This is a genomic window from Curtobacterium sp. VKM Ac-2922 (genome assembly GCF_022815645.1).
Classification (GTDB): Bacteria; Actinomycetota; Actinomycetes; order Actinomycetales; family Microbacteriaceae; genus Curtobacterium.
This window is the reverse complement of the sequence record NZ_JALGRO010000003.1, coordinates 172,629-184,420: the sequence shown is the minus strand read 5'-3', so window position 1 is coordinate 184,420 and position 11,792 is coordinate 172,629. Positions and strand designations below refer to the sequence as shown.

The 11,792-nt window shown below is 71.6% G+C and carries 12 protein-coding genes; 11 read left to right on the top strand and 1 reads right to left on the bottom strand.

The genetic code is table 11. The features are described 5' to 3' along the window. The first annotated feature begins 35 nt into the window (after positions 1 to 35). Positions 36 to 194: a DUF4177 domain-containing protein gene (locus tag MT346_RS04605; protein WP_111227112.1), complete on the top strand. Its 159-nt coding sequence runs from the start codon at positions 36 to 38 to the stop codon at positions 192 to 194. Next, positions 191 to 652, top strand: a complete 462-nt coding sequence (locus tag MT346_RS04600; RefSeq protein ID WP_243561650.1) for a RidA family protein — start codon at positions 191 to 193, stop codon at positions 650 to 652. The genes MT346_RS04605 and MT346_RS04600 overlap by 4 nt, the downstream gene beginning before the upstream one ends. 79 nt (positions 653 to 731) lie before the next feature. Here the strand turns inward: MT346_RS04600 and acs are convergent, their stop codons facing one another. Continuing rightward, on the bottom strand, positions 732 to 2,702 hold the full coding sequence (acs, locus tag MT346_RS04595) for an acetate--CoA ligase (protein WP_243561649.1): 1,971 nt from the start codon (positions 2,700 to 2,702) through the stop codon (positions 732 to 734). Positions 2,703 to 3,312: 610 nt separating this feature from the next. Between acs and MT346_RS04590 the strand changes: the two genes are divergently transcribed. From MT346_RS04590 to MT346_RS04550, 9 genes are all read left to right on the top strand, one after another. Continuing rightward, positions 3,313 to 4,338, top strand: coding sequence for a TadA family conjugal transfer-associated ATPase (locus MT346_RS04590; protein WP_243561648.1), 1,026 nt, complete (start codon positions 3,313 to 3,315; stop codon positions 4,336 to 4,338). Next, complete coding sequence (locus tag MT346_RS04585) at positions 4,335 to 5,276, top strand: type II secretion system F family protein (RefSeq protein ID WP_243561647.1); 942 nt, start codon at positions 4,335 to 4,337, stop codon at positions 5,274 to 5,276. Before MT346_RS04590 ends, MT346_RS04585 begins: the two co-directional genes overlap by 4 nt. Positions 5,277 to 5,483: 207 nt before the next feature. Further along, positions 5,484 to 5,645, top strand: coding sequence for a DUF4244 domain-containing protein (locus MT346_RS04580; RefSeq protein WP_243561646.1), 162 nt, complete (start codon positions 5,484 to 5,486; stop codon positions 5,643 to 5,645). Next, positions 5,626 to 5,958, top strand: coding sequence for a TadE/TadG family type IV pilus assembly protein (locus tag MT346_RS04575; protein ID WP_243561645.1), 333 nt, complete (start codon positions 5,626 to 5,628; stop codon positions 5,956 to 5,958). Before MT346_RS04580 ends, MT346_RS04575 begins: the two co-directional genes overlap by 20 nt. Continuing rightward, complete coding sequence (locus MT346_RS04570; protein ID WP_243561644.1) at positions 5,955 to 6,320, top strand: Rv3654c family TadE-like protein; 366 nt, start codon at positions 5,955 to 5,957, stop codon at positions 6,318 to 6,320. Before MT346_RS04575 ends, MT346_RS04570 begins: the two co-directional genes overlap by 4 nt. A 128-nt stretch (positions 6,321 to 6,448) precedes the next feature. After that, positions 6,449 to 9,253, top strand: coding sequence for a type I DNA topoisomerase (gene topA / locus MT346_RS04565; protein ID WP_243561643.1), 2,805 nt, complete (start codon positions 6,449 to 6,451; stop codon positions 9,251 to 9,253). After that, positions 9,250 to 9,882, top strand: a complete 633-nt coding sequence (gene tmk / locus MT346_RS04560) for a dTMP kinase (RefSeq protein ID WP_243561642.1) — start codon at positions 9,250 to 9,252, stop codon at positions 9,880 to 9,882. The genes topA and tmk overlap by 4 nt, the downstream gene beginning before the upstream one ends. A gap of 25 nt (positions 9,883 to 9,907) precedes the next feature. Beyond that, positions 9,908 to 11,050, top strand: coding sequence for a DNA polymerase III subunit delta' (locus MT346_RS04555; protein ID WP_243561641.1), 1,143 nt, complete (start codon positions 9,908 to 9,910; stop codon positions 11,048 to 11,050). Positions 11,051 to 11,131: 81 nt separating this feature from the next. Continuing rightward, on the top strand, positions 11,132 to 11,767 hold the full coding sequence (locus MT346_RS04550) for a TetR/AcrR family transcriptional regulator (protein WP_243561640.1): 636 nt from the start codon (positions 11,132 to 11,134) through the stop codon (positions 11,765 to 11,767). The last annotated feature ends 25 nt before the right edge of the window (positions 11,768 to 11,792 follow it).

Sequence of the window (11,792 nt, the reverse complement as noted above, 5' to 3'; positions counted from 1 at the left end):
CGACACCCATGACTGAAAGGCTGGCAAGGAACCGCATGACTCGCTGGGAGTACTTCACCACACCGCTGATGATCCACAACACCGCCGCCATCCTCAACGCCCACGGGGACGAGGGCTGGGAGCTGGTCCAGGTCGTCACCGGACCCGAGGGTGGACTCGTCGCCTACCTGAAGCGCCCGAAGGCCGACGCGTGAGCATCGCGGCACGCCTGCAGGAGCTCGGGCTCGAGATCCCGGCCGTCGCGGCCCCCGTCGCCGCCTACGTGCCGGCCGTCGTGACCGGACAGTACGTCTACACGGCCGGCCAGCTGCCGTTCGTCGACGGCGCGCTGCCGGTGACCGGCAAGGTCGGTGCCTCGGTGGACGCCGAGACCGCCACCGCCCAGGCGCGACAGGCGGCGCTCAACGCGCTGGCCGCCGTGCAGTCGGTCGCCGGCTCGCTCGACCGTGTCGCCCGCGTCGTGAAGGTCACCGTGTTCGTCGCCTCGGACCCGGCGTTCACCGGCCAGCCCGGCGTCGCGAACGGTGCGTCCTCGCTCGTCGGGGACGTCTTCGGTGACGCGGGGGTCCACGCGCGGAGTGCGGTGGGTGTCGCAGTGCTGCCGCTGGACGCGCCGGTCGAGGTCGAGCTGGTGGTGGAGCTCACCGCCTGACGGCGGTGACCGACGCTGCACACGCAAGTGGGGCCTCCCGTCCGGATCCGGACAGGAGGCCCCACTCGCGTCCGCACGACTACATCAGTTCGGCGATGGTCGCCATGATCGTCGGGTCGGCCAGGGTGGTCGTGTCACCGATCCTGCGGCCCTCGGCCGCGTCGCGGAGCAGCCGGCGCATGATCTTGCCGGACCGGGTCTTCGGCAGTTCCGGCACGATGACGACCTGTCGTGGCTTGGCGATCGCACCGATGCGCTGCCCGACCCAGGCGCGCAGCTCCGCGGCGACGGCGTCACGGTCGACGCCCTCGGCGGCCTCGGTCGTCAGGATGACGAAGGCGACGATGGCCTGACCGGTGGTCTCGTCCGCAGCGCCCACGACCGCCGCCTCGGCGACACCCTCGTGCCCGACGAGCGCGGACTCGATCTCGGCGGTCGAGAGCCGGTGGCCGGACACGTTCATGACGTCGTCGACCCGGCCCTGCACCCATATGTCGCCCTGGCCGTCCAGCCGTGCCCCGTCACCGGCGAAGTAGCGGCCGGGGAACCGGTCCCAGTACGTCTCGACGAAGCGGTCCGGGTCGTTCCAGATGCCGCGCGCCATCGACGGCCACGGCTCGGTGATCGTGAGGTAGCCGCTCTCGCCCGGGTCGGCGCGGTTGCCGTCCTCGTCCACGATCTCGGCGACGATCCCGGGCAGCGGGGTCTGCGCGGCACCGGGCTTGAGCTTGGTGACCCCCGGCAGCGCCGAGATCATGATCGCGCCGGTCTCGGTCTGCCACCAGGTGTCGACGATCGGCGTGCGGTCATGGCCGATCACCTGGCGGAACCAGTGCCAGGCCTCGGGGTTGATCGGCTCGCCGACGCTGCCGAGCAGCCGGAGGGTGTCCAGGCTGCGGGCGTCCGGGACCTGGCGACCGCCCTTCATCGCGGCGCGGACCGCGGTGGGGGCCGTGTACAGGACCGTGACGCCGTACGCGTCGACGATGTCCCACCAGCGGCCGGGCTTCGGCTCGTCCGGAGTGCCCTCGTACAGGACCTGGGTGACGCCGTTCGCCAGCGGACCGTAGACGACGTAGCTGTGGCCGGTGATCCAGCCGATGTCGGCCGTGCACCAGTACACGTCCTTGTCGGGGTGCATGTCGAACACGTTGCGGTGGGTGTACGTCGCCTGCGTGAGGTACCCGCCCGAGGTGTGCACGATCCCCTTCGGCTTGCCGGTCGTGCCTGACGTGTAGAGGATGAACAGCGGGTTCTCGGCGGGGAAGGCCTGTGCGTCGTGGTGCGGGTCGGCCTTGGCGAACTCGTCGTGCCACCACAGGTCGCGGTCGTCGTCCCAGGCGACCTCGTTGCCGCCGCGCTTGACGACGACCACGTGCTCGACGCTGTCGGTGCCCTCGCCGGCCAGGGCCTCGTCGACCGCGGGCTTGAGCGGGGTGACGGCGCCGCGGCGCCAACCGCCGTCGGCGGTGACGACGAGCTTCGCGCCGGCGTCCTCGATGCGGGCGCGCAGGCTCTCGGCGCTGAACCCGCCGAACACGACGGAGTGCACCGCGCCGATCCGTGCCACGGCGAGCATCGTGACGACGGCCTCGGGGATGAGCGGCAGGTAGACGACGACGCGGTCGCCCTGCGTCACGCCCAGGTCGGTGAGCATGTTCGCGGCGCGCTGCACGTCGGCCGTCAGTTCGGCGTAGGTGATGCGTCGCGTGTCACCGGGGGCGCCTTCGAAGTGGATGGCCACCCGGTCGCCGTTGCCGGCCCGGACGTGGCGGTCGAGGCAGTTCTCGGCGACGTTGAGCGTGCCGTCGGCGAACCACGTGGCGAACGGGGCGTTCGTCCAGTCCAGGGTCTGCGTGAACGGTGTCCGCCAGTCGAGCAGCTGTCGTGCCTGGTCGCCCCAGAACGCCGGGCGGTCGGCACTGGCGGCGTCGTGCAGGTCTTCGTGGGCGACCGCATCGGCGACGAAGTCGGGGGAGGGCGGGAACGTCGGCGCGCCGTCGGGGGCTGCGTCGTCGTTCCGGGGGTCGACCTGGGTCGGAGTGGACATCGATGTCCTTTCGCGTCGTTGCGTCCGTGGTGCATCGCGTGCCGCTGGAGCGCGCCCTCGGAGAATACTCCGGGCCTCGGCCGCTCCGATCCCCGGACGCCCGCGGGTGTGTGCACCCGACCAGCCGCTCGACGCACACCGGCGCGTCGGGATTGCCCGGGATGCCGTCTCGTGGGGTACACTCGTTCCTGCCGGACTCGTTTCCGGCGGCATCGGATCGGATTCCCCCCAATCCTCCGTTGTCCTGGCGGCACCTGTTCCCCCCAACCGGTGCCGCCTCTTCTTTTTCCTGCACTCCGACGACACGTGTCGTTGAGATCAGGACGGGCCGCGTCGGCGTCGATCGGCATGGTTGCGCGGAACCGTGGACAGACCGGTCCATGCTGATGCATGCAGTTGCGATACAACATCCACCCGGTTTGACATCGCTGAAGCGCGCCCGGGCGTCGCGGTCGGCGTGGAACGGGCTGTCCGCGGAGTGCGGCACTCGGCGGGGTACGCGTCGAATCAACGGGGTACAAATCGTCCCACTGCTTGGGGACATGCTCTGTCCTCCACAGGTGCATCCACGGCGTCCCGGCTGCTGGTCGAGCAGACCTAGCGTGCCGGGATGCACCGTCACCGCGCCGAGTCCGCACCGTTCCTCCCCGGTCAGCACACCCCTGTCCGCCTGCGCCACGGCCCGGACCCCCTGGTGTTCGAGGAGCTCGCGCCGCTCGTCCTCGACGATGCGGTCTCCGACGTCCTGGTGCAGGGCGATACCGGCGTGTGGGTCGACCGGGGCTCGGGGCTCGTCCAGACCGGCATCCGCCTGCGCGAGCGCCGCACGCGCGAGCTCGCGACGAGCCTGGTGGCCGCGGGCGGTCGACACGTCGACGAGACGACCCCCGTGGCCGACGTCCGGCACGGGGACGGCATCCGGGTCCACGTCGTGCTCGCTCCGGTCGCGGTCCGGGGCACGGCGATCTCCATCCGGCTCCCCGCCGGGCGACGTCCGACGCTCGACGACCTGGAAGGCTCCGACACCTTCTGTCGCGTCCCACGACGGGTCGTCGAAGACGCCGTCCGGCTGCGACGGAACGTGCTGGTGTCCGGCGCCACCGGCAGCGGCAAGACCACCCTGCTCGGCGCGATGCTCGCGCGGGTGCCCCACACCGAACGCATCGTGACCGTCGAGGACGTCGCCGAGCTCCGGATCGACCACCCGCACGTCGTCGGACTCGAGGCCCGGCAGGCCAACGCCGAGGGGGCCGGCGCGCTCGGGCTCGACCGTCTCGTGCGGGAAGCACTGCGCATGCGCCCCGACCGGCTGGTCGTCGGGGAGTGCCGTGGCGCCGAGGTCCGCGAGCTCATGTCGGCGTTGAACACCGGCCACGACGGCGGCGCGGGCACCGTGCACGCCAACGGTCTCGACGACGTCCCGGCACGGCTCGAAGCGCTCGGGGCACTGGCGGGACTCGACCCGACAGCACTGGCTCGGCAGGCGGTCAGTGCCTTCCACCTCGTGCTGCACGTCGAGCGCCGCCGCGGGATGCGCCGGCTCGGGGCCGCGGGCCGGTTCCGTCTCGACCCGCACGGACGGCTCGTCGTCGAGCGGGTGACCGGGGGAGTGGGGACGTCGTCGCGCCGGGGATGACCGTCCCGCCGGGGGCGAGCGGTGTCGCTGGCGCGGGTCCGCTGGCGAGTGCGCGGGTGCTGGACCGCGTGGCCACGCTGGTGGCGGCTGGCGCGGCGCCGACGCGGGCCTGGGAGCTCGTGGGGGGCGATGCCGCGGGGGACGGCGACGGCGCGGGTGCGGGTGCTGGCGCTGGCGCGGGTGCTCGACTTCGTGGTTTCGGTCGTGGTCGTGGTGGTGGTCGTGCACGCTCGGTGTCGGCGGAGGCGGACGTCCGGATGGTGCTGGCGGTCGCGGCACGGACCGGCGCGCCGGTCGCTCCGACCCTCCGCGCCCTGGCTGCGGCGCTCCGCCGGACGGCTGCGGCAGACCGGGCCGTCCACGTCGCGCTCGCCGGACCCCGCACCAGCGCGAACGTCGTCCTGGCGCTCCCCGTGCTCGGGGTGGTGCTCGCGTCCCTGTGGGGTGTCGACACCCTCGGGGTGCTGCTCGGCTCGCCGTTCGGATGGCTCTCCCTCGCCGCTGCCGGGGGTCTCGTCGGCGTCGGGCGCGAGTGGTCCCGACGGTTGGTCCGGTCCGTCGAGCCCGACGGCCGGATCCCCGGTGTGCTGCTCGACGCCTGGGCGGTCGCGCTGTCCGGCGGAGGCTCGTGGTCCGGGGCCGGCGACGTCGTGCACCAGGCAGCCGGCTCCCGCCCGGTCGACGCGGACGCACAGGACCGGCTCGCCGAGACCCTGTCGCTCGCGCGTCGGGCCGGTGTCCCTGCGGCGGCCCTGCTCCGGTCGGCTGCCGAGGACCTGCGCGACGACGTCGCCGCGGCATCCCTCGCGGCGGCGGAACGGCTGGGTGTGCGACTCGTCGTCCCGCTCGGGGTGTGCGTCCTGCCCGCGTTCGTCCTGGTCGGCGTCGTGCCCGTCGTCGTCGCGCTCCTCTCCTCCACCGTCGCGGGCCTGGGGTGACGTCTCCACAGCGTCGTCCGGCGAGCCCCTGGCATGTGTCGACGTCGCCAGGCTGGGACCACCACCGAGAAGGGACACCCCATGACACCGCTCACACACCCTGACCGCCCACACCGTGTTCTCCCGTGCCGTGCGCGTTCGCGCGCGCACCGCGCGCTGCGCCACCGTGATCTCCTGCGCTCGCCGCGGGTCCTCGGCGACCGGTCCGTGCGGATCCGCCTGCAGGGGGACCGGGGATCCGCCACGGCCGAGTACGCGGTCGTGATCCTGGCGGCCGTCGCGTTCGCCGGGGTCCTCGTCGCCGTGATGCGATCCGGCGAGGTGCAGTCGATCCTCACCGACCTGGTGCGTGGTGCGCTCTCGCTGTGACCGGGGGGCCGTCACGGTCGAGTTCGCCGTCGCGCTGCCCGTCATCGCGATCGTCGTGACGCTGGCGATCGCGGGCGTCCTGCTCGTCGACACCCAGGGCCGGCTGCAGCTCGCCGCGGCAACTGCGTCGCGCGCGCTCGGTCGCGGCGACGCCGAGACCGGACAGGCAGCGTTGGCCGCCCTCGGCGCCGACGCGTCCAGTGCGGTGTCCCGCCACGGCCACCTGGTGTGCGTCACGGTCGAACGCCGACCCGGTGGCCCGCTCCCCGTGGTCCTGCGGGGTGCTGCCTGCGCTGCGGACGGCGGCGGGTGACCACCCCGGACACGCGCGACCGTGGATCGGCCACCGTCGTGATGGTCGCGGTCGTGGCGGCGGTGCTCGTGCTCAGCAGCAGCGTGCTCGCCGCGGCGGCGATCCGAGGTGCCGAGGTCCGTGCCCAGGGCGCCGCCGACGCTGCTGCACTGTCCGGGGCCGCTGCGCTCGTCGGGCTCGTGCCCGGCACGCCGTGCTCGATCGCCGCCACGGTCGTGGTCGCCGCCGCGGCGAGCCTGGCCTCGTGCGACACGGCAGGCAGTGTGGTCCGCGTGGCCGTGACGGTCCGCTCCGGACCGATCACGGTCGGGGCGGACGCCGTGGCAGGTCCCGAGCCCGCTCCCTCCCCTCTCCACCGATGACCGAGACCGGCGGGCATCCCCGGCACGGTGTGTATGGTGTGCCTGTCGGCCCGCCGGTCATCGATGTCCCGGTCGACCCGGACGCTTCCGCGTCCCAGGGCCGACAGCACCATCGATCAAGGAGTCACGTGCCAGGCACGAAGAAGCTCGTGATCGTCGAGAGCCCTGCGAAGGCGAAGACGATCGCGCAATACCTCGGTGACGGATACGAAGTCCAGGCGTCAGTCGGGCACATCCGTGACCTCATCGAGCCCAAGAACCTCCCCGCCGAACTCAAGAAGGGTTCGATCGGCAAGTTCTCCGTCGACGTCGACAACGGGTTCGAGCCCTACTACGTCGTCTCCGACGCCAAGAAGAAGACGGTCGCTGACCTCAAGCGTGCCCTGAAGGACGCCGACGAGCTCTACCTCGCCACTGATGAGGACCGCGAAGGCGAAGCCATCGCATGGCACCTGCTCCAGGTGCTGAAGCCGAAGGTCCCCGTCAAGCGCATGGTGTTCCACGAGATCACCAAGGAAGCGATCCAGCGCGCACAGGAAGCCACCCGCGAACTCGACACGGCGCTCGTCGACGCGCAGGAGACCCGACGCATCCTCGACCGTCTCTACGGCTTCGAGGTCTCGCCCGTGCTGTGGCGCAAGGTCGGCCCCGGTCTGTCCGCTGGTCGTGTGCAGTCGGCCGCCACCCGTCTGGTCGTGGACCGTGAGCGTGAGCGCCTGGCGTTCGTCTCGGCGAACTACTGGGACCTGACCGCCCGGTTCGAGAAGGCCGGCGACAGTGCCTTCACCGCCCGGCTCGCCCGCATCCACGGGACCCGCGTCGCCTCCGGACGCGACTTCGACGACCGCGGACAGACCACGTCCGAAGCCGTCCGTCTCGACGAGGCCTCGGCCACCGCGCTCACCGGCGTGCTCGAGCGTGCTGGTGACGCCGTCGTCCGCAGCGTCGACTCGAAGCCGTACACGCGTCGCCCGGCGGCGCCGTTCACCACGTCGACCCTGCAGCAGGAAGCCGCGCGCAAGCTCCGGTTCTCGGCGCGGCAGACGATGAGCGTCGCGCAGTCGCTCTACGAGAACGGTCACATCACCTACATGCGAACCGACTCCGCGTCGCTCTCGCAGCAGGCCGTGACCGCTGCCCGCAAGCAGGCAGCAGACCTGTACGGCGCGGACACCGTGCCGGACAAGCCGCGCAGCTACGCCGGCAAGAGCAAGAACGCGCAGGAAGCGCACGAGGCGATCCGTCCCGCCGGTGACGTGTTCCGCACGCCGTCGCAGATGGAGAAGGTGCTGCGCGGCAACGACTGGCGGCTCTACGACCTCATCTGGAAGCGCACCGTCGCCTCGCAGATGGCCGACGCCAAGGGCTCCACCGCGTCCGTGGTGCTGGGCATCACGTCGACCGAGTCCGTCACGGGGCTGGCGTCGACGGCGTCCGGCACCGACGTCGAGTTCACCGCGTCCGGCACCGTCATCACCTTCCGCGGGTTCCTCAACGCGTACGAGGAAGGTCGCGACGAAGAGCGCCACGAAGCCTCGGCGAACGGCGCGGACGCCAAGCTCCCGGCGATGACCGAGGGTGACCACCTGGGTGTCGACGAGGTCGAGGCGAAGGGGCACGACACGTCGGCTCCGCCGCGGTACACCGAGGCCAGCCTGGTGAAGACGTTGGAAGAGCTCGGGATCGGCCGCCCGTCCACGTACGCCGCGATCATCTCGACCATCGTGGACCGCGGGTACGTCACGCCGCGGGGCACCTCGCTCGTCCCGAACTGGATCGCGTTCAGCGTCGTCCGGCTGCTCGAGGACTACTTCGGCGACCTGGTCGAGTACGACTTCACCGCCGAGATGGAGAACGACCTCGACCGGATCGCCGCGGGCGACGCGGACCGGGTCGACTGGCTCAAGGGCTTCTACTTCGGTGGAGGTGACCAGCGCGGTCTGCGCACGGTCATCGACAACCTGGGGGAGATCGACGCCCGGGAGATCAACTCGGTCGAGCTCTCGCCGGGGCTGACCCTGCGGATCGGTCGCTACGGGCCGTACATCGAGACGCCGAGCGACGACCCGGAGAAGCCCCGCCGCGTCAACGTCCCCGAGGACCTGGCACCCGACGAGCTCACCCCGGAGAAGGCCCGCGAACTCGTCGAGGCACCGGTCGTCAGCGACCGCGTCGTGGGCATCAACCCCGACACCGGGAAAGAGGTCCTGGCGAAGGACGGTCGGTTCGGTCCCTACGTGACCGAGCGCACGCCCGAGCCCGAGCCGTCGGTCGACCCCGCCACCGGCGAGGTCCTCGACCAGGCCGCAACAGCGAGCACCGCGACCGCCACCACGTCGACCGCGAAGTCGGCGACCGGTGCTGGCGCGAAGGACGACACCGCTCCCGCGCCGAAGAAGAAGACGACGAAGAAAGCCGCGGCCCCGAAGGAACGCACCGCATCGCTCTTCAAGTCGATGGACCCGCAGTCCGTCGACCTCGAGACGGCGCTGAAGCTCCTCGACCTGCCGCGCACGGTCGGGCTCGACCCCGAGTCCGGTGCCGAGATCACCGCGCAGAACGGTCGGTACGGCCCCTACCTCAAGAAGGGCACGGACACCCGGACCCTGCCGAGCGAAGACGCCATCTTCGACGTCGACCTGCCCGGTGCGCTCGAACTGTTCGCGCAGCCGAAGTACGGCGCGAAGCGGGCTGCGACCGCGGCGCTGAAGGAGTTCGAGGCCGACCCGGTGTCCGGCAAGGCGATCAAGGTCAAGGACGGCCGCTTCGGTCCCTACGTGACCGACGGCGAGACGAACGCCACGATCCCGCGCGGTGAAGAGGTCGAGGACGTCGACTTCGAGCGTGCCGTCCAGCTGCTCGCCGACAAGCGTGCCAAGGGTCCGGTCAAGAAGAAGCCCGCCGCACGCCGCGCACCGGCGAAGAAGAAGTGACCGGACGCTTCATCACGCTCGAGGGCGGCGACGGTGCGGGGAAGACCACCCAGGCCGAGCTGCTCACGGCGTGGCTCGAAGCGCACGGTCGGACGGTCGTGCGGACGCGTGAGCCCGGAGGCACCGACCTCGGGCTCCGCATCCGCGAGATCGTCCTGCACGAACGCGGCCACGTGTCGCCCCGGGCCGAGGCCCTGCTGTACGCGGCCGACCGTGCACACCACGTCGAGACGGTCGTGCGACCGGCCGTCGCGCGCGGCGACGTCGTGCTGCAGGACCGCTACATCGACTCGTCGGTCGCCTACCAGGGCGTCGCCCGCGGTCTCGGTGCCGACCAGGTCCGCGGCGTGTCCGACTGGGCTGCCGACGGACTGGTCCCGGACGTCACCGTCCTGCTCGACCTCGACGTGACCGTGGGGCGTGCCCGCGTCGCAGCCGCTCGGGGGGACACCTTCGACCGGCTCGAGTCCCAGGCGGCGGCGTTCCACGAGTCGGTCCGGCAGGCCTTCCTCGGCATGGCCGCCCACGAGCCCGACCGCTTCCTGGTCGTCGATGCCGCCGCGCCCTCCGAGCAGGTGCAGGCAGCCATCCGCGCCGGCATCGGTCCGCTCGTCGGGATCGCGTCGTGACGGTGGTCGCTGTCAGGATGGGCTCGTGAGCGTCTGGGACGGCCTGACCGGGCAGGAAGAAGCGGTCGCGTCGCTCCGCAACGCGGCCGAGTCGCCCGACGGCAGCGGCGGGATGACCCACTCGTGGTTGATCACCGGTCCGCCCGGGTCCGGACGGTCGAACGTCGCGACGGCGTTCGCCGCGGCCCTCGTCGGTTCCGGTCCGGACGACGACCACACCCTCCGCCAGATCACGGCGCACACCCACCCCGACGTCTCCGTGCTCACGACCCAGCGCGTCATCATCACCATCGACGAGATCCGTCACCTCGTCACCTCGTCGTACTACTCACCGTCCGTGGGCCGGTGGCGCGTCGTCATCATCGAGGACGCCGACCGCATGACGGAGCGCACCTCGAACCTGTTGCTCAAGGCGCTCGAAGAACCGCCGGAGCGCACGGTGTGGATCCTCTGCGCGCCCAGCGAAGCGGACCTGCTGCCCACCATCCGGTCCCGTGTCCGCTCGGTGCGCCTGCGTGTGCCGGGCGTCGAAGCCGTCGCCGACCTGCTGGTCGCGCGCAACGGCGTCGACCGCTCCCTGGCGCTCGACGCCGCGCGGCAGGCGCAGAGCCACATCGGCATGGCGCAACGCCTGGCCACCAGCGCGGACGCCCGCGACCGCCGACGTCGGACCCTGCAGACCGTCCTGCGCATCCGGAGCGTCGGCGAGGCCGTGACCGCCGCCGCCGAACTGCTGGCCGTCGCGGACGAGGACGCCAAGGCCATCACCCTCGAGCGTGACGCCGAGGAACGCGACGCCGCGCTGCGCTCGCTCGGCGTGGAACCGGGCGGGACGATCCCACCGGCGCTCCGGTCCCAGCTGCGCGCGATGGAGGACGACCAGAAGCGTCGGGCGACACGCAGCCTGCGGGACGGTCTCGACCGGATCCTGGTCGACGTGTCCTCGCTGTACCGCGACCTGCTGCTGATGGGGCTGGGTGCGCCGGGTGAGCCCGTCAACCTGGCGATGCAGGACGAACTCGACCGTGCGCTCGGATCGGTGCCGCCGGCGGCAGCGCTCGAGATCCTCGACGCCGTCGCGCTTGCCCGTCAGCGGATCGCGGCGAACGTCGCGGCACTGCTGGCTCTCGAGGCCCTGCTCGTCACGGTCGTCCGAGCGCTCCGCTGAGCGGCCTGCCCGTCGGAACGCTCCGCTGAGAGCAGACCGAGGCAGCGCCATCGGTGCCCTTCGACATGGGACAATCAGCCCATGCCCGAAGCAGAACCCGGCCTGCGTGAACGGAAGCGACGCGCCACCCGACTTGCCATCCAGCAGGCTGCCCTGCGCATCGCAATCGAGGACGGGCTGGCGGCGGTCACCGTGGACGAGGTCTCGCGGCGCGCCGACATCTCCCCGCGCACCTTCTTCAACTACTTCCCGAGCAAGGAACAGGCGATCCTGGGCGACGATCCGACCCTGCCGGACGACGACGCCGTCGATGCCTTCGTCACGGGCGGTCCGACGGGGCAGATGCTCGGTGACGTCGGGGCGCTGCTGGTGCACTCGGCCCGCGAACTCATCGAGGAACGGGGCCTGATCGGCGAGCGGCAGCAGGTGTTGCGCGCGAACCCGGAGCTCTTCAGCCAGCGGATGGCGTCGATGAAGGAGTTCCAGGCCGAGCTCGAGTCGGTGATCGCCCGGCGCATGACCCACGACGACCCGACGGTCGCCGACGACCAGGCCGGGCTCCATCGTCGCGCCCGGCTGGCGTCGCTGGTCTCGTTGGCGACCCTGCGGCACGCGTGGTGGGAGTGGTCCGACTCCGCGGCTGACTCGCACCTGGTGGACGATCTGCAGCGGTCGTTCGACGAGCTCGGGTCGCTCGTTTCGCGCTCGCTCGTCTGAACCTGTATAGTCGTGACCCGTGCCG

Bases quoted from the DNA above. Each gene is read 5' to 3' on its own strand.
- MT346_RS04605 (WP_111227112.1), top strand. From the start codon at position 36: ATGACTCGCTGGGAGTACTTCACCACACCGCTGATGATCCACAACACC.
- acs (WP_243561649.1), bottom strand. From the start codon at position 2,702: ATGTCCACTCCGACCCAGGTCGACCCCCGGAACGACGACGCAGCCCCC.
- MT346_RS04590 (WP_243561648.1), top strand. From the start codon at position 3,313: ATGCACCGTCACCGCGCCGAGTCCGCACCGTTCCTCCCCGGTCAGCAC.
- MT346_RS04585 (WP_243561647.1), top strand. From the start codon at position 4,335: ATGACCGTCCCGCCGGGGGCGAGCGGTGTCGCTGGCGCGGGTCCGCTG.
- MT346_RS04550 (WP_243561640.1), top strand. From the start codon at position 11,132: ATGCCCGAAGCAGAACCCGGCCTGCGTGAACGGAAGCGACGCGCCACC.